The sequence below is a fragment of the Candidatus Anaeroferrophillus wilburensis genome (genome assembly GCA_016934315.1).
GTDB classification, from domain to species: domain Bacteria; phylum Desulfobacterota; class Anaeroferrophillalia; order Anaeroferrophillales; family Anaeroferrophillaceae; genus Anaeroferrophillus; species Anaeroferrophillus wilburensis.
Genome location: JAFGSY010000042.1, coordinates 1 through 17,665, shown reverse-complemented (window position 1 = coordinate 17,665; position 17,665 = coordinate 1). Strand labels below are relative to the sequence as shown.

Sequence of the window (17,665 nt, the reverse complement as noted above, 5' to 3'; positions counted from 1 at the left end):
CGCACGAGGCTACTCTTCGACAGCCTGAGATTCTTCCACCTCTGCCTCAATTTCCTCTTCGGCGGCTTCTGTTTCTTCGGCTTTCGTCCCCTGCACGGTAACAATAGTGAAGTTTACCGGCGCGACAAACTCTATTCCCTCAATATCCAGATCATGGACATGGATAGCATCACCAACATCAAGATTGGCGACATCAATAGTAATATGCTCAGGGATCTCACGGGGTAGACATTTTATCACCAGGGTTCTCCTGGCCGGCTGCAGTACGCCACCCTTGGAAATCCCGATGGCCTTTCCTTCAAATACCAGTGGCACCTCAACATCAATCGGCACCCCGATGCGGATACCATAGAAATCGAGATGAATAACCCGACCGGATACCGGATGGTACTGAACATCCTTGATAATTGCCAGTTTTTCATCGCCTTCGGAACCAGCCCCACCCAGAGAAACCAGAGTACTGTAACCATGTTCCTTGAACAGGCGGGCCAGTTCCCGCTCAGCAACGGCCAAGGTGGTATTCTCGTGGTCTGAACCATACAAAACAGCAGGAATAAACCCATCCCTGCGGATTTGTTTCATTTCATTTTTACCTAGTGCGCTTCTGGCCTGCACTGCCAACTCTGCAATAGCCATACGAATCTATTCCTCCATTAGGTTGAACCGCCGACCATCATTTCCATACCATCCGGCATGGTATAATGGTCACCAGACAGAACTATTTACACAAAAAGACAACTGACGGAATCTTCTATATATATTCGCTTAATGGCATCCGCAAGCAACCCCGCCACCGACAGAACAACGATCTTATCACACTGTTTGGCATTATCCTTGAGGGGTATGCTGTCGGTAATCACCACTTTCGCCAGACGGGAGGTTGCTATTCTTTCGATAGCCGGCCCGGAAAGGACACCGTGGGAAGCAAAGCCATAGACGCCGGCAGCACCCTCTTCCATCAACACATTGGCGGCCTTCGTCAGGGTACCGGCAGTATCAATCATATCATCAATAATCACCGCAACTTTACCTTCGATGTCACCGATGATGTTCATCTCCTCTTCCAGCACATTGGGAGCGCTTCGCCGCTTATCGATGATGGCCAGGCTGGCACCCAATTTCTTCGCATACGCCCGGGCCCGCTCAACCCCCCCGGCATCGGGAGAAACAACAACCATATCGTCTTGGATATGATTTTCCACATAGGAGATCATCGCCGGCAGGGCATACAGATGGTCAACGGGAATATTAAAAAATCCCTGGATCTGGCCGGCATGAAGATCCATGGCAATCACCCGGTTTGCACCGGCCGCCGTCAGCAGATCCGCCATCAGCTTGGCTGTTATCGGTGCCCTGGGGGCTACCTTGCGGTCCTGGCGGGCATAACCGTAATAGGGAATAACCGCATTGATCTCCGATGCTGACGCACGTTTCAGCGCGTCAATGAGAATCAGCAACTCCATGATATTGCTGTTAACCGGGTCGCAGGTTGACTGGACAACAAAAACCCGCATGCCACGCACGCTTTCATGGATTTCCACCATGATTTCGCCGTCACTAAACCGTTTGACAATCGCCTTGCTTAACGGAACCTGCAGATGCTGGCAGATAGCTTCAGCCAATGAGGGGTTTGAATTCCCGGCAATAACTTTTAATCGATCCATGAACACCAGTTACCTTATAGCACAGCTTCACCGGCCCCGGGACAAAATCCGTCGCCAACAGCCGAAATTTCATCAAAACACCGCTGCGTTCCAATACCGCAAGCCGAAGAGGAAGATGGCTGGGGTGGGAGGATTCGAACCTCCGAATGCAGGTTCCAAAGACCTGTGTCTTACCGCTTGACGACACCCCAACAATGACGGTGCCGGAAATTCAGACCGTTACAGCAGAAATCCCCAAGCCCCCAGCAAGAAAAAAGCGCAGTCCGGCACATGAAAAAACGGGCCATGCATGCGCGTGCCCGCTGATGGAGACACTGCCAAAACTACGGTCACTAACCGGCATCCACAACAAAGAAAGTATTCAAAATACAGTATGCGCAAGGAAGATGCGACAGTCCGAACCCTCCCACTGCTCACAGGCTTGACGGTAAGCCGCTACTGCTGACCGGTAATCAAAAAACACTGCATACACGGCCGACCCGCTGCCACTCATCAGTGCCCCGGCTACCGCCAAACGGCCCAAAAGCCACTCTTTAATCTCCGCCAACAAGGGAAACTCAGAAAAGACAATTTCCTCAAAGTCATTGAAGAGATTATACTTTTTCACCAATTTTGCCGGTCGAAAAAATTGCCGCATGTTAATATTAAAATTTTTTTTTGTCAACTTATAATTTAACTTTTTGTAGGCCCAAAAAGTGTCAATTAAAACCGGTGGTTTGACCAGAACATACCAGCGTCGCCGGCTTTTTCCAGCCGGAAGTACCCGGTCTCCGATCCCCTTAACCCGACATAAGGTTGGGGTCATAAAAAAAGGAACATCAGCACCAATACCGGCAGCAAGTTGGCTCAGCTCAGCTGTTTCCAGAGGCAACGAAAGCACCTCAGCAAGCAACCCGATAACAGCAGCCGCATTACTACTGCCACCACCAAGACCTGCACCGTGGGGAATTCTTTTATCAAGATAAAAATGAAATTTATAGGCTGTTGGGACCCCCCGCTCTGCCGCCAGAGTGAGAATACGGTGGGCCGTTTTCACCACCAGGTTGTCTGCCGATGCAACCGCCGGCAGAGCAGGACATTGTAGCTCGACCGTTGGGCTCGATGAAGGGGAAACGGTAAGGTGGAGAAGATCATAAAGGCTGATGGGTTCCATGGCCATATCCAGCAGGTGATAGCCGTCACTTGACCGTCGGCCAACAACCGAAAGGACCAGATTAACTTTTGCCGGACAGGGAACAACAAAAGAGCGTTGGGTCGCCATCATGCTTTCTGAATTTGAATGGCTATCTTTGACGGCGCTTCAATCTTCGGTATCCGTATTGACAGAACCCCATTTTCCAAGGTAGCCACCGCCTTCTCCGGGTCTACTTTAACCGGAAAGGACAACCGCCGGTCAAAGACGCCTGACGGCCGTTCCAAGCGATGGATCTTTTCCTGGTCAATGGTCTGCAGAAATGTTTTCCGGCCTTTTATCCTGATATAATCAGGCATGATGGAAACATCGAGATCTTCCTGTTTGATTCCCGGCAACTCAACTTCTAGGATATAGTCAACGCCGTTGTCATACATGTCAACCGGCGGACACCACTGGCCCTGCGGCGCATGCTCTTTTGTTCCCACCCGTCCGAGTGAGGTCCGGAAAAGCTTGTCCATCTGCTCTTTCATGGAATAAAGCTCTTCAAATGTTTCACCGAATCTTTTACTCATCCAAATCCCACCTTTCTCCTTTGTGTGCCTGTCATCCTCGCAGCGAACAGTTGCCATTGCCGGTAGTTTCATGGAAAGAAAAAAGATCACCAGCCCCGCCGCCGGGAACAATCAGCTGAAAAGCCGGCAGCCTTTGCCAAAGTCTCGTCAGCTGTAGAGCCAGCAGCAGACCTGATGCCCAGGCTCAGGAACAACAACACCGGGAACCTGATCCCGACAGACAGCCATGGCCTGCCGGCAGCGATTGGCAAACCGGCAACCCCGGGGAATATGAAGCATATCCGGAACCATCCCGGGAATTGCGGTCAGCCGTTTCCCCGGCTGGTCAAGTCTGGGGATGGAGTTCAGCAGACCTTTGGTATAGGGGTGCAGCGGCTGCTGAAACAACGCTTCAGCCGTCCCTTTCTCGACAATCATGCCAGCGTACATAATGGCAACCTGCTCGGCAACTTCGGCAACCACCCCCAAATCGTGGGTAATCATGATCATTGACATCCCCATCTCCCGCCGCAGTTCCTGCATCAAATCCAGCACCTGAGCTTGAATAGTAACATCAAGAGCCGTGGTTGGTTCATCTGCCAACAGCAGTTTAGGTTTACAAATCAAAGCCATGGCAATCATGACTCGCTGACGCATGCCGCCGCTCAGTTGGTGGGGATAATCAGCAAGGAGTTTTGCCGGTTCCGGCATTCCCACCCGGTCCAGCATGGCAACCGCCAACTCCCTGGCCTGTCTCCGGGAAACCGTAAAATGGGTCCGTACTGCCTCCATAATTTGATTGCCGATCGTGAAAACCGGATTAAGGGAAGTCATGGGTTCCTGAAAAACCATTCCCATTTCCCGGCCACGAAGCCGGCGGTATTCTGCCGGCGTCAGCCGCAGCAAATCACGGCCGGCAAAGGTCAGGGCGTTTGCCTTTACCGTGCCGGGCGGCGAAGGCACCAGGCCCATCAAAGACAGAGCGGTGACACTTTTGCCGCAGCCGGATTCACCGACAATTCCCAGATTGGCTCCCTGGCCAACGGTAAAACTGACGCCATCAACCGCCGTAACCGTGCCCTGAGCGGTCTTAAACGTTACGTTGAGGTTGTCTACGGTAAGCAAGGGTTGTTGCATAGTATAAGGTATGCGTTTCACTCTCTGGCATGACGCCATGGCCAACAACCGGCCGCCGAAATCAGACTCACGCCAGCCAATGATCGCGGCCTGAAACTGCCAGGAACCGGCTAAAGAACGGCAAATATCTCCCCGGCATCAACCCGGCCGCCATGCACCACTGAAAGAAGATATTCACCCGGGGAACTTTTTTCTGGAGCAAGGGACTGAAGAACAGCGTCACCAAGCAGGAACATGCGATCAGCTTTAAAAACCGCAGCAGGTCTGCCATCGGTTACCACCAGTCCGGACGGCAACCGGTCAAAAGCCACCCGCCCGGCACCATTCATTGGTTCCAACAGGTAGCCTCCCTCCGGCGCCCGGGAATGCAGGCGCAAGATTTCTCCAGCAACGACAGTTAAGGGGGCGGCAACGGCAACGGCATAATCAGGATTGATGTAATGGCCGCTGCGTCCACCCCGCTTTTCCAATAAAGCAATGGGACCAATAACCATATTTTTGTCAACCGCCTTGCACATATCGTAAATCGTCAACGCCGCAAGGGAGACAGCTGTCAACGCTTCCATTTCAACCCCGGTTTTCCCGGTTACCCGGGCCTCGGCAATGATGACAACTTCCCGCCTGGATTTCTCAGGCAGCAGTTCGACCGCCACATGGGTTATGGGCAAAGGATGGCAGAGGGGTATCAGATTTCCCGTCTGCTTCGCCGCCATGATTCCGGCTATTCTGGCAGCCGCCAGCACATCCCCTTTGACATTCTCACCCGCCACCAACTGATCGATGGTTTCGGCAGTCATCCTGACAGCCCCCCATGCGCGAGCCAAACGGGACGTCTCCCCTTTGCTGCCGACATCAACCATGCGGGCGTTGCCATGCTCATCCAGATGCGTCAACACACCACCCATGAGTTCCCCCCTCAACCGCCGATGGTGCTCATCAGGCGGGTACATTTCTTCATGGAATTGCACGACAGTCCATGCCCCTGCGTTTTATTGGCAACCGCTTCGGCAAAAAGGGAACGGATTGCCCCGGCATCAGCACCGTTGCGCACCACTTTTTTCAGATTATATTCAAGATCGGCAAGCAGACATGGACGCAGCCGCCCATCGGCAGTAATCCTGACCCGGTTGCAGCGGTCGCAGAAATGATCCGACAGGGAGCTGACAAAACCAACCATCCCCCGGCCGCCGGAAAGGGTGAAAAGCCTGGCCGGGCCCGAAACATGATCAGCCGGTACCGGCATCAAACGACCATACTCGGCTTCAATCCTCATGCGAATCTCAGCGGCGGAAATAACTGCATCAGGCTGCCAGCGGGTAGATGAACCAATGGGCATGTATTCGATAAATCTGACCTGCACCGGACGGTCGATCGACAGCGCAACAAAATCGAGGATTTCATCATCATTAAAGCCCCGCATGGCAACAACGTTAAGCTTAACCGGCGCAAACCCGGCAGCCAGGGCCGCATCAATACCAGCCATGACCCGGAGAAAATCATCACGCCTGGTAATGTAAAGAAATTTTTCCGCTTTCAAGGTATCCAGACTGACATTGACCCGGCCAAGACCGGCAGACCGTAGATCACCAGCCATCTCGGCCAGTAGGACACCGTTCGTCGTCAGGCTGACATCACGGATTCCCTCAATATCGTTGATGCAGGCGATCAGCCGGGGCAAGCCCCTGCGAACCAGCGGCTCCCCGCCGGTCAATCGTATTTTATCTATGCCAACGGGCACCAGCGCCTTGATAATCAGAATGATTTCCTCATAGGTGAGAATATCACCGTGACCAAGAAGAGGAAACTGTTCTTCAGGAGTACAGTAGCGACACCTGAGATTACAACGATCTGTAACTGAAATCCGCAGATAGCTGATGCTGCGTTGGGCACCGTCATAAAGCTGATTCATTGGTCGTAGAGTTTCGATCCCACAACGCGGGCAGCTGCAACGGGTCGTGAAATTTCACGCCGGCTGCGGTCCCACACTACAGGTTTCACTGGTAGCATTAAAAAAAATCCGGGGATTTTCACAACTCGAAAGCGCCAACGGCCGCCCCGGCACCCTCTGAACCATGGCCGCCAACAGCAATGAAGTTCCAGAGCTCAATGAGGGTCATGTACCACCGAAAACGCCTACCGTCAACCGCTTTCCAAAGGGAAAACGGCACCAGGCGAGTTACTCAGGCGTAGGAACTGCCGCCGGCACATACCATAAAAAACTGCTTGATTTTCATCTTCCCCTATGATAGGGCCAAAGCTCACTGAAGTTGGAAGCAAAACCTGAAGCAACATAGCAGTTATTTGCAGGATACAATGATCAACCACAACAGCACAGCCTGGCGTTATTATTTTTTCAAAGACTCCCATCCAAACCTGAAGGTATAGTGAATACCAAAAGGTAGTGGATGGGAGCAATACCCGTTCACTGCCTGCTTAATGCGCAGTAAGGCCGTGGACATCATGTTCCCGGCCTTTTTTATTGAGCGGCATAGCGGTCACCCTGAGGAGAACATCATGATTCTGGTCCTGAAACCCCGAACGAGCGAAGAAACCATCAAGCAGATTGCCCAAAGGATTGAAGAGTTGGGGTTTAAACCCCATATCAGCCAGGGAAAATATAAGACCATTATCGGCATTATCGGCAAAAATGGGGCTTCCCGGCCAGCCAACGCGGTTAATGAACTGGCCAACCACCCCCAGGTGGAAAAAGCCATCCCCATCATGGAACCGTACAAGCTGGCCAGTCGGGAAACTGCGGTTGGCAACACCATGATCAAAGTCGGCGACGTCACCGTTGGCGAGGGCTACTTTACCGTCATGGCTGGTCCGTGTGCGGTTGAATCCCGCCAGCAGATGATCGAGACCGCCACCGGCATACAAAAACACGGTGCCCGGATTCTCCGGGGAGGAGCATTCAAACCCCGCACCTCTCCCTATGATTTCCAGGGGATGGAAAAGGAAGGCCTGCTTCTCTTGCAGGAGGCAAAACAGGTTTCAGGGATGCCGATCATTACCGAAGTGCTGCGGGAAAAAGACCTGCAACTGGTTGCCGACTATACCGATATCATTCAGATCGGGGCGCGCAATATTCAGAATTTCTCTCTTCTCCGGCTGGTGGGGCAAACCAACAAACCTGTCCTGCTTAAGCGGGGGATGTCCACCACCATCAAAGAGCTGTTGATGTCAGCTGAGTATATCCTGGCCGAGGGCAACCCCCAGGTCATCCTCTGTGAACGGGGCATCAGAACCTTTGAATCGTCAACCAGAAGTACATTGGACATCAGCGCCGTACCCGTACTCAAGGAAAAGACCCACCTGCCTGTTATTGTCGACCCTTCCCATGCGGCTGGCAAGCGGTCACTGATCCCGGCCCTGGCCAGAGCTGCCCTGGCCGCCGGTGCCGACGGCATTCTGATCGAAGTCCATTATCGACCGGAAACCGCCCTTTGCGACTCCATCCAGCAGCTCGACATTGACGGATTCGGCCAATTGATGGATCAACTGCGCAGCCTCTGTCTGGCAATGGGAAAAACCATGAGCTGACCATGACGCGCAGCTAGAGCGCAAGCTTGCCTCGAATCGAGCACGGTTACGGTGCCATCCGGTTTTTTTAGGGAGGGGTGCCGGTTGTCAGGAGATCATCTCGTCTAATTGGCAGGAAACCAGTGTCTGCGGACGGCCTGCAGCTGGTCTTATCTGTTCAGCAACGGTAAACTTGCCGGTTGAAAAACGCCGTTAACGGACCAGCAGCACCGGGCAGGGGGCATGATGAGTAACATAATTGGCCACTGATCCGAAAACCAGATCGCTCATTTCACTGCTGTTGCTGGGCGACAGGCAGATCATCTCAACCCCCTGACGGCGGGCTACCGCACAGATGACCGCCCCCGGGTCATCACCCTTTTCGAGAATGGTATCAAAAAGGATCCCCGCAGCGGCATATTCTTCCGCATGCCGCTCAAGAGTCAGCTTGCCCATTTTCAAGGCATTATCCCGGATCATCTCCTGCTGGAAATCGGGAATACACCGATAGGCCAGGTTGGACATCGAAATAACCGTCAACAAGGTTACCGTCGGCCGCAGGCTCTCTTTCATCCTGATCAGGTACTGCTGGGTCCGGAACGAGGCCAGCGTGTCGTCAACCGGCACTAAAATCCGCAAAGTCATATCACTACCCCTTCTCCCGTTGCCAAAACATCGATTTCCATCCGTCTTTCATACCGTCAGCCAACATTATAAAAGAGTTTCGGCAAAAACAGCACCAGATCAGGCCAATAGGTCAGGACCAACAGAACCGCTATTTGAATGGCCAGGAATGGCAGCACCGACCGGGTGACATAGATTAGCCCGCGGTTCACCAGGGCGCCGGTAATATACAGACTGACTCCCAATGGCGGCGTACAGTAACCGATTCCCAGGTTGACCGTCATCAACAGCCCGAAATGCAGGGAGCTGATATGGAATTCCGGCAGAATCGGCAGCAGAATGGGCGCCAGAATCAGGGTGGCCGAGATGATGTCCATAAACATCCCGACAATCAACAGCATGATGTTGACCACCAGCAGAAAAACCCAAGCGGAATGGATGTGTGATACCACCGCATCGGTTATCAGGGCCGGAATCTGTTCCAGGGTCAGGTAACGACCGAAGGTTGAAGCACCGGCGACAATAATCAGCAGGGTTGCCGAGGTTACCGCTGAAGAAACCACCACACCTTTGACATCTTTCAGCTTCATGTCCCGATGGATCAGCAGTTCGACAATAAAGGCGTAGACACAGGCAATCACCGCCGCCTCATTGGCGGTAAAAACCCCGGAAAAGATACCACCGAAGATCAGTACCGGCAGCATCAGGGACCAGAATCCCTCTTTCAGCACCGCCACCAGCTCCTTCACATTTGGCGGTGGCATGCGCTTGAAATTTCTGTTTTTACAGTAAAAATAGGAATAGATGGAAAAGGCAACGATAATCAGGGCTCCGGGGACAAAACCGGTCATAAAAAGGGCGGCCAGCGAATCGTTGCTGACCATGGAATAGAGAATCATCGAGATGCTGGGGGGAATGATGATCCCGAGAATCGGGGAAGTGGTCATAATCCCGACACTGAACTCTTCATCATACTGATTCTCCATCAAGGCCGGAATCATGAACCCGCCAATGGCCACCACGGTCGCCACGGTCGATCCGGAAATGGCACCGAACATACCGCAGGCCAGTACACCGGCCATAGCCAGGCCACCTGGGAAGAATCCCACCACCGCCTGGGCCACCTTGACCAGTTTCTGCACGATGGAACCCGATGTCATAATGTTGCCGCAGAGAATAAAAAACAGGACCACCACCAGGGCAAAATTATCCATACTGCGGAACAGCGTCTGGGCCAGCATCAATACCGGCATATCCGTTAAAAAATAAAAGCCGACGACTGCGGTAAAAAAGAGCGCCATGAAAACCGGCACCGTCGATGCCAGAAAACCCAACATGCAGAGGACTATAATGAGATAACTTGATTCCATAAGGTACGTAACACCTGATTGCTAAGACATTACAATTAAAAATACTGAACCTGGCAGCATGAAAAATAACGAGATAAAAACAGTTTATGATTTCTGCCGGCCGGGAAGCTCCTCCCACATCACCTGCAGGGTGCGGATAAACATCATCACACCCATCAACGGCAGCACACTATAGAGAACCACCAGGGGAATATGAAGGATGATGGTCTTCTGGTGGGTGTGCAGCTGCAGCAGAGCCATTTGCCAGCCAAGCCGGGTAATAATAACACAGTAGACCAGGACACAAAAATGGCTGAAGTAGTTCAACGGCTTTTTCAACGCGGGAACCATCTGAGGCAGGGCATCAATTCTGATCATCGCCCGCGTTCTGATCGCCGCGCTGCAGCCGATGAAGGTCGTAACAATAATAATCTCCCTGATCAACTCCTCCGACCAGGCCAGAGAATAATGGATCGTATAACGCAACACCACATTAACAAAGAGGGAGATCAACCCTGCCATAACAGCCACGAACAGGGTCCACTCTTCGATGAAGGTAAGCAATCCATCCAAACCACGGTACAATGTACGGATCATAACCGGAATCCCTTGACAAATGCGCACAAAAAGGGCCGGGAAGTCTCCTCCCCGGCCCTTTTTCTCCTATTAATAATCCAGAATCCTCTTGTAGCCGACGAAATCCTGAACTTTTTTCAGGTAATCAATACCAATCTGGTTGGCCCATTCTTTATGTACCTTGTCACCAAGCACCCGCAGCTTTTCATGCTCATCATCGGAAAGCTGATAAAAGCTCACGCCGCTTTCCTTCGCTTTAGCAATCTCGGTCGCTTCCTGCGCCCGGGTCAGCTCCCTGGTTTTGGCACTTTCTTCATGGAAAACATCCAGCACCGTCTTCTGCAGATCAGCCGGCAGGGCATCAAACCAGGCTTTATTGATCAGATGGATGAACAGCCCCTGGGCATAGTTGATCTGGGTGAAGTTTTTGCAGATCTCAAATTTCTTGGTAATATTACAGACCATCGGGGTATGGTCAAGACCGGTGATAACCCCCTGCTTCAGTGAGATGGGAACATCAGGCCAAGGCATGACGACCGGATGGAAACCCCATACTTCGTACAGGGATTTATTGACCGCGGCTTCAGCAATACGGAATTTCACTTTCTTGGCATCATCAATGGACTGTACGGGAATTGTCGTCGCCCAGCCGTAGTTGCCATAACCGGTAATATCGACCCCCATCACCCCCTGATGAGACATGCCATCGAGAAAATGATCAAAGAGTTCCTTATTGTTGACAAAACTTTCCAGCTTATCAAAAGAGTTGATCAAAAACGGCAGATTGACAATGCCCATCCGGGGTGCCAGGTTGGTAACCGCCACCGAGGAACAAAGCATCCCCTGGACCGTGCCGGTCTGGAGCATGTTCAGCACTTCCACCTCACCGCCAAGCTGACAGAGGGGATAGTACTGCAGAGCGATCTGCCCGTTGGACCGCTGCCACAAAGAGTCACGGATGCGGTAACCAACCCCTACCCCTTCGATAACGGGGTGGGAAACATTGGATACCTTCATGACATATTTCGCCTGCGACATGTCAACGTCAGACTTCCATTTGGCCAATGGGTTTGCCTTAGCTCCCCAGGCAGACGGAATCATAATCAGTACTGCCAGAGCCACCAGCGTAACAATTTTACACCATCTCCGTACCATACATCCCTCCTTAGCGTTTGCAGTTTACAACATGGATCAAAAAAGTAGAATCAGGTTTTACCATGAGTACAGAGCAAAATCAAGAAAAAGCGTTCTATTTTTTCCAACAGTCACGAAATGGCTAACAGCCGCTGCCGGCATGGCAGGAAATGCCGCTATTTCGTTGCTTTTTCAGCACAACTTATTTATGATGGCTGGCACTGTCACAAACGATCCGCTCACAATCCATCTTCCACGTTCTGACTGAAAGGCACCATGCGGCAGAGAAAAACAACCATCCAATGTGCGTTGATCCTCATCGCAATGATGACGGCTCTCTTTTCAGCGTGCAAGTTGGATGCCAGAGAAACTGCAAATCTACCATTGAATGCCGACAACCCCCCTTACCTGGAAGATTTTGTCATCGGCAAAAGACAGCAGGCGATCTGGCTTACCCTGTCGGTAAGCAACCCCTTCGATAAAAAGCTTAAAGGCCTTATTCTCAATGGCGTTACCCAGAAAATAACCCTGAACACCACCACCAGCGAGAAGAAAAGTTACCTTTTTCTGGTAAATTCTGACCGGCTGATGGCTGAAAACACCATTAGCCAGAGCATCACCTATGATAACCTTAAAAAGGTGTTTGTCGTCGCCTATGAGGGCCGCCAGCCCGAGCTGACAACCACCTCCTATCCCCAGGCCCTGGCCGCGGTTTCAACTTTTGCCGATATCAATCTCCTGGAACTGCAACATGCAAGACCAAAGACCCGCTACGAGGTAAAGGTGCAGGCCGAGATCAGAAAAACCCGGTTGCCGTTTCACCTGGAATACCTCTTTTTCTTCCTTTCCGCCTGGGACCGTAAAACCCAAACCTATGTCCTCGACATTCCGGACCAGTTTCTTCCTGCAGCACAGCAATAGATCGGTTAGCGGATGAAATCTGATTTACAGCTCAAGAAACAGGGTGAATCCCGCCGCCGAAAACGGGAAAAAATCCTGCTGCTTGCCCTCATCCTGACGCTGGTTATTCTTTTTTATATCGAGCTAAATTTTCCGGCGCTGCCTGCGGACCTGCCACTTTCCAGCAACATCATCGTTTTTGCCCTGATCAACATCAACTTCATCCTCCTGCTTTTGCTTATTTTCCTGATCGTCCGCAACACCCTGAAGCTGCTCCTGGAACGAAAACGTAAAATTGTCGGTTTCCGCCTGCGGTCAAAGCTGGCCGTTGCCTTTGTTTCCCTGTCGCTTTTCCCCACCCTCCTGCTCTTTGCCACCGCCACCGGATTCATCCGCTACAGTATCGACAGCTGGTTTTCAGCCCAGTTTGAGACCGCCCTTGACTCGTCGCTGGAGATCGCCCAGGATTACTATAAAACGTTGAGCGAACAGAACCTTCAACTGGCAAAAGCCATCGCTGCCGAAATAACCAGCAAGGGGCTGTTTATCGGCGAAAACCCGAAACCCATGCTTGACTACATCGCCAGCAAACGGACGGAATACAACCTGACCGCCATTGCCGTGTATGCTGGCAAAAACCACCTTCCCCGGGCGACGACCTGTGCAGACGGTTTTTCACCAGCCCTGCTGCACCTGGCAACCAGCGCCAATGATACCTTGTATAAGCCGCTGTCGCGGGTAGTCCCCCTCGACAACGGCAGCGGGCTCATCCAGGGAACGGCGCCGGTTTTTTCGGTCTGGAATGAGAAGGAGATCCTGGCAGTGGTGGTCGCCACCCGGGCCGTCTCCCCCCGGATGAGCCATAATTTCGACGCGGTCTCGCAGAAATTCAGCACCTACCAGCAAACCAAAAGCATGGAACGGTACATAAAGTACAGTTACGTTCTCTCATTTCTGCTGATTACCGCGCTGATCATTTTCATCTCCATCTGGTTTGGTTTTTACCTTGCCAAAAACATCACCGAACCACTGCAGGAGCTGGCCTTGGCAACCAGGAAGATAGCCGGTGGCGAGCTGGATTTCTCCATCGAAATCGCCGCCAGTGATGAAATCGGCATCCTGGTCCAGTCGTTCAACGAAATGACTGAACGGCTGAAAGCCAGCAAGCTTGAAGGGGAGCGTGCCAACCTTGAGCTGGTGAAAACCAACGCCCAGCTGGAGCAGCGGCGCAAGTACATTGAAATTATTTTGAAAAATGTCAATGCCGGCATTATTTCCCTTGATCGCAGCGGCAAGGTCATCACCATCAATGAGACCGCGGCCCGCTTTTTCGGGCTCCAGGCAGAAGACTGTCTCGACAAGAACTACCGGGATATTTTCACCAGTGAGATCATCAACCGGATCAGGATGCTGCTGAAAAACCAGGAACAGCTGGATGACCATCTGGAAAGTCGGGAGCTCGAACTGACCTTACCGGAGAACAATCTCCACCTGGCAATCCGGTTTACCCGCCTTGACAACGAACAGCAGCAGTATGTCGGCATGCTGGTCATCCTTCATGACCTGACTGAAATGGTCAACGCCCAGAAAGCGATCGCCTGGCGCGAAGTTGCCCGGCGCATAGCCCACGAGATCAAAAATCCCCTGACCCCCATTGCCCTGTCGGCCCAGCGCATTCAACGTAAATATGGATCATTGGTGGAAACCGGCGACCAGATACTGCACAACTGCACCTCGATCATTATCAAGCAGGTGGAGGTCATGAAGCAGCTGGTCAATGAATTTTCCAATTTTGCCCGCATGCCCCAGGCGAAGCCGTCGATGCAGGATTTACACACGGTCATCAAAGAATCGTTGATGCTCTATCAAGATGCCCACCAGGATTGTCATTTCATCTTCCTGCCGGAAGCACGTCTTACCTCGTTTCTTTTTGATCCGGAACAGCTGAAACGGGCTTTGACCAATCTGTTTGATAACGGCTTGGCGGCCATCAAACATGTGGGCACTGGAACGATTACCATCCGCACGAAACTTGACAAAAACCTGCAGATCGTTATTATTGAAATCTGCGACACCGGCCTCGGCATCAGCGAGAAGGACAAGAGCCGGCTTTTTGAACCCTATTTTTCCACCAAGAAAACCGGTACCGGCCTGGGGCTGGCAATCGTCAAATCAATCATCCAGGATCACCGCGGGTTCATCCGGGTCAAGGACAATCATCCCCGGGGAACCTGCTTTATCATTGAACTGCCCTTCAATACCAGGACACCATGAAAACCACGATCATGATCGTTGATGACGAACCCGATATCCGGCAATCCCTGATGGATGTTTTTACCGACGAGGGCTACGAAGTCATCGGGGCTGAAAACGGCCAGGAGGCCCTGCAGCTGGCAGCCCAGGAAAATCCGGATCTGGTTTTCCTGGATATCTGGATGCCGGAGCTGGACGGCATGCAGGCGCTGCAGCAGTTGAAGTCAACCCATCCGGAGATGCCGGTTATTATGATTTCCGGTCACGGAACCATTGAAACCGCAGTCCAGGCAACCAAACTGGGCGCCTTTGACTTCATTGAAAAGCCTTTCTCGCTGGACAAACTGGTTATTACCACCAGGCACGCCCTGACCATCTCCCGTCTGCAGCAGGAGAACCTGCTGCTCAAAGAACGCTTTCAGGAGGAACCAAAACTGATCGGGGTCAGTCCGGTGATCCAGACACTCCAGGAACAGATTGTCGTCATCGGACCAACCAACGGCTGGGTCCTGATTACCGGCGAAAACGGCACCGGCAAGGAACTGGTGGCCCGGGCAATCCACCGCCTCAGCCACCGGCGTGACAAGCAGTTCATCGATGTCAACTGCGCCGCCATCCCTGAAACCCTGATCGAATCAGAACTGCTGGGCCATGAGAAGGGTTCCTTTACCGGCGCAACCGAACGTAAAAAAGGTAAGTTTGAATTGGCTAACGGCGGCACCATCTTTCTCGACGAGATCGGCGATATGAGCCTCACCACCCAGGCCAAAATTCTTAGGGTCCTACAGGAACAGTCGTTCAGCCGCCTGGGCAGCAGCAAAACCATTGCCATTGATGTCCGGGTGATTGCCGCCACCAACAAGAACCTGGAGGCGGAAATCAGCAGCGGGGCTTTCAGGGAGGACCTCTACTATCGGCTCAACGTCATTCCGGTCCATGTTCCCCCCTTACGGGAACGTCGGGCCGACATCCCCCTGCTGGCCGAACAGTTCCTGCACTATTACGCCTATGAAAAAGGAGAACCCGACAAGCATCTCCATCCGGCGGTGATGCCCATACTGCAGCAGTACCCCTGGCCGGGAAATGTGCGCGAGCTGAAAAACCTCATGGAGAGGCTGGCCATCATGTCCATGCATACCGAGATTTCCCCCGACGATCTGCCCCCCTATCTCAGGCAGGGAGGAGCGGACAGCCCCCATGCTGACCTGGGCAATAATGCCCAGCTGCACATGTTCCTGGCGGACCATCTGCAGGTCGCGGTCAACCGGTTTGAAAAATTCTACCTGGAGAAGAAACTGCAGGAATTTGACGGCAATGTCTCCCGTACCGCCACCCAAATCGGCATCACCCGCCGCAACCTGCACCGTAAAATAAAGGCACTGGCCATCAAGCCCCATGATGAATAACCGTAACCTGCAACGATCAGCAGCCGGCGGACGACGATGATGCTCGAAGAAGGACTGATTGCCGCCCTGGATAACGATACCGCTCTGGTCAGAAAAGCCAGGGGATCGGCATGCGACAACTGCAGCGGCAAGGGATCATGTAACGTCCTGAACGGCGGCTGCGAGGTGGTTGTCAGGGTGGCAAATACCCTGCATGCCAGGCCGGGGGAAAAGGTCATGCTGGAGTTTGATCAGCCTTCCCGGCAGCTGAGGAAAATCCTGTTTATCCTGGTTCCCCTCCTTGCCCTGTTGACCGGCGGCATCCTCGGCCGGCTGGGGGCGGGTTTTTTCCCCGCCCTGGAACCGCAGGTGCTGGCCACCACCTGCGGGGTGGTGACCATGGCCGGCGCAACCATGGCCCTCTACGCTTATTACCGCTATCGGGAACAACATCAGAAACCGCCGGTGATGAAAAAAATTATCGCCGGGACACCATAGGCAGCACCCATGAGCATAAAACTGATCTGCAGCAATAAAAAGGCCCGCCTCAATTTTGAAATTCTGGAAACCTTTGAGGCTGGCATCGTCCTCCAGGGAACCGAGGTCAAGTCCCTGCGCGACGGCAAGGCGAGCATGAACGAAAGCTATGCCCGGATCACCGACAGCGAAATCTGGCTGGTCCAATTCCACATCAGCCCCTACACCCATGGCAACATTGCCAACCATGAACCTCTGCGGCCCCGGAAACTGCTGCTCCATAAGCGGGAGATCCGCCGGCTGATCGGCAAAGTCACCGAGAAGGGGTTAACCCTGGTGCCCTTGAAAGCCTATTTCAAGGACGGCAAGGCCAAGATTGAACTGGCCCTCGGCAAGGGCAAAAAGATTCATGACAAGCGTGATGACCTCAAACAGAAAGCGGTCAAAAGGGATATGGAACGGGAGTTCAAGGCCCGCTGACCGGCTGCAAAAAACTTGCATTGCCGGTCATTTCATGCTAGATATGAACATATCTGACAACATTCATAAACTATGGGGGTGATCCGGGTTCGACGGGAATGCTAAGCCTGAAGTTGCATGTGGAGGTCCCTGCTGCCCTCCTTAAACCGGCAGGAACTAAAATAAACGCAGATAACGAATACGCCCTGGCTGCCTAGTGCAGCCAGCGCCCGACCGGCAGACTCCTGCTACGCCGGATTTCGGGTGTCATCCTGAGCAGGATAGTCTATCGACAGGTTTCCGGTAGGTAGGCGAAACTCCAGGGAAGCTCGCTGCCCTCGTATCCCGACCAGAGGAGACGATGACCGCTAAATCCAGTATCTGGCTAAACATGTAGATGCTTCAGAGTAAAGGTTTTCGGACGCGAGTTCGATTCTCGCCACCTCCACCATTTAGAAAAGACAAACCCGTCTCTCTGGGGTCATTCTCCGGGGTGACG

At 52.7% G+C, this 17,665-nt stretch carries 17 protein-coding genes, 1 tRNA gene and 1 other RNA gene; 7 read left to right on the top strand and 12 right to left on the bottom strand.

Features of this window, described 5'->3' with window-relative positions:
• Positions 1 to 9 precede the first annotated feature (9 nt).
• From JXO50_10850 to moaA, 8 genes are all read right to left on the bottom strand, one after another.
• Positions 10 to 582: a 50S ribosomal protein L25 gene (locus tag JXO50_10850; protein ID MBN2333587.1), complete on the bottom strand. Its 573-nt coding sequence runs from the start codon at positions 580 to 582 to the stop codon at positions 10 to 12.
• A gap of 140 nt (positions 583 to 722) precedes the next feature.
• Positions 723 to 1,664: a ribose-phosphate pyrophosphokinase gene (locus tag JXO50_10845; protein ID MBN2333586.1), complete on the bottom strand. Its 942-nt coding sequence runs from the start codon at positions 1,662 to 1,664 to the stop codon at positions 723 to 725.
• Between the two features lie 116 nt (positions 1,665 to 1,780).
• Positions 1,781 to 1,855, bottom strand: a tRNA-Gln gene (locus JXO50_10840).
• Positions 1,856 to 2,025: 170 nt separating this feature from the next.
• Positions 2,026 to 2,928 carry a 4-(cytidine 5'-diphospho)-2-C-methyl-D-erythritol kinase gene (gene ispE, locus JXO50_10835; protein MBN2333585.1) on the bottom strand — a complete coding sequence of 301 codons (903 nt, stop codon included), beginning with the start codon at positions 2,926 to 2,928 and terminating at the stop codon, positions 2,026 to 2,028.
• Positions 2,925 to 3,371 (bottom strand): Hsp20/alpha crystallin family protein, encoded by a 447-nt coding sequence (locus JXO50_10830; GenBank protein MBN2333584.1) that lies wholly within the window; start codon positions 3,369 to 3,371, stop codon positions 2,925 to 2,927. The genes ispE and JXO50_10830 overlap by 4 nt, the downstream gene beginning before the upstream one ends.
• A gap of 147 nt (positions 3,372 to 3,518) precedes the next feature.
• Positions 3,519 to 4,487 carry an ABC transporter ATP-binding protein gene (locus tag JXO50_10825; GenBank protein MBN2333583.1) on the bottom strand — a complete coding sequence of 323 codons (969 nt, stop codon included), beginning with the start codon at positions 4,485 to 4,487 and terminating at the stop codon, positions 3,519 to 3,521.
• A 110-nt stretch (positions 4,488 to 4,597) separates the two neighbouring features.
• Positions 4,598 to 5,392: a cyclic pyranopterin monophosphate synthase MoaC gene (moaC, locus tag JXO50_10820; protein MBN2333582.1), complete on the bottom strand. Its 795-nt coding sequence runs from the start codon at positions 5,390 to 5,392 to the stop codon at positions 4,598 to 4,600.
• 11 nt (positions 5,393 to 5,403) lie between these two features.
• Positions 5,404 to 6,396 (bottom strand): GTP 3',8-cyclase MoaA, encoded by a 993-nt coding sequence (gene moaA / locus JXO50_10815; GenBank protein MBN2333581.1) that lies wholly within the window; start codon positions 6,394 to 6,396, stop codon positions 5,404 to 5,406.
• A 605-nt stretch (positions 6,397 to 7,001) separates the two neighbouring features.
• Between moaA and aroF the strand changes: the two genes are divergently transcribed.
• The gene (aroF, locus tag JXO50_10810; GenBank protein ID MBN2333580.1) at positions 7,002 to 8,030 is read left to right on the top strand and encodes a 3-deoxy-7-phosphoheptulonate synthase; all 1,029 of its coding nucleotides are present in this window, start codon (positions 7,002 to 7,004) and stop codon (positions 8,028 to 8,030) included.
• Positions 8,031 to 8,222: 192 nt separating this feature from the next.
• On the opposite strand, the gene JXO50_10805 is transcribed toward aroF, so the two are convergent.
• The 4 genes from JXO50_10805 to JXO50_10790 form a co-directional block, all read right to left on the bottom strand.
• Complete coding sequence (locus JXO50_10805) at positions 8,223 to 8,654, bottom strand: universal stress protein (GenBank protein MBN2333579.1); 432 nt, start codon at positions 8,652 to 8,654, stop codon at positions 8,223 to 8,225.
• A gap of 56 nt (positions 8,655 to 8,710) precedes the next feature.
• Positions 8,711 to 10,003, bottom strand: coding sequence for a TRAP transporter large permease (locus JXO50_10800; GenBank protein ID MBN2333578.1), 1,293 nt, complete (start codon positions 10,001 to 10,003; stop codon positions 8,711 to 8,713).
• Positions 10,004 to 10,087: 84 nt separating this feature from the next.
• Positions 10,088 to 10,579 (bottom strand): TRAP transporter small permease, encoded by a 492-nt coding sequence (locus JXO50_10795; GenBank protein ID MBN2333577.1) that lies wholly within the window; start codon positions 10,577 to 10,579, stop codon positions 10,088 to 10,090.
• Between the two features lie 69 nt (positions 10,580 to 10,648).
• Complete coding sequence (locus tag JXO50_10790) at positions 10,649 to 11,713, bottom strand: TRAP transporter substrate-binding protein (protein ID MBN2333576.1); 1,065 nt, start codon at positions 11,711 to 11,713, stop codon at positions 10,649 to 10,651.
• A gap of 255 nt (positions 11,714 to 11,968) precedes the next feature.
• Here JXO50_10790 and JXO50_10785 point away from each other — a divergent pair, with 255 nt between their 5' ends.
• The 6 genes from JXO50_10785 to ssrA all read left to right on the top strand — a co-directional run bounded on the left by JXO50_10785 (position 11,969) and on the right by ssrA (position 17,617).
• Positions 11,969 to 12,613: a DUF4390 domain-containing protein gene (locus JXO50_10785; protein ID MBN2333575.1), complete on the top strand. Its 645-nt coding sequence runs from the start codon at positions 11,969 to 11,971 to the stop codon at positions 12,611 to 12,613.
• 12 nt (positions 12,614 to 12,625) lie between these two features.
• A complete protein-coding gene (locus JXO50_10780; protein MBN2333574.1) occupies positions 12,626 to 14,866 on the top strand; it encodes a HAMP domain-containing protein in 2,241 nt (746 codons plus the stop codon).
• Positions 14,863 to 16,251 carry a sigma-54-dependent Fis family transcriptional regulator gene (locus tag JXO50_10775; GenBank protein MBN2333573.1) on the top strand — a complete coding sequence of 463 codons (1,389 nt, stop codon included), beginning with the start codon at positions 14,863 to 14,865 and terminating at the stop codon, positions 16,249 to 16,251. Before JXO50_10780 ends, JXO50_10775 begins: the two co-directional genes overlap by 4 nt.
• Positions 16,252 to 16,287: 36 nt before the next feature.
• On the top strand, positions 16,288 to 16,728 hold the full coding sequence (locus JXO50_10770) for a SoxR reducing system RseC family protein (GenBank protein ID MBN2333572.1): 441 nt from the start codon (positions 16,288 to 16,290) through the stop codon (positions 16,726 to 16,728).
• 9 nt (positions 16,729 to 16,737) lie between these two features.
• Entirely contained in the window at positions 16,738 to 17,187 is a 450-nt protein-coding gene (gene smpB / locus JXO50_10765; protein ID MBN2333571.1) for an SsrA-binding protein SmpB, read from the top strand.
• Positions 17,188 to 17,261: 74 nt separating this feature from the next.
• Positions 17,262 to 17,617, top strand: a transfer-messenger RNA (tmRNA) gene (ssrA, locus tag JXO50_10760).
• The last annotated feature ends 48 nt before the right edge of the window (positions 17,618 to 17,665 follow it).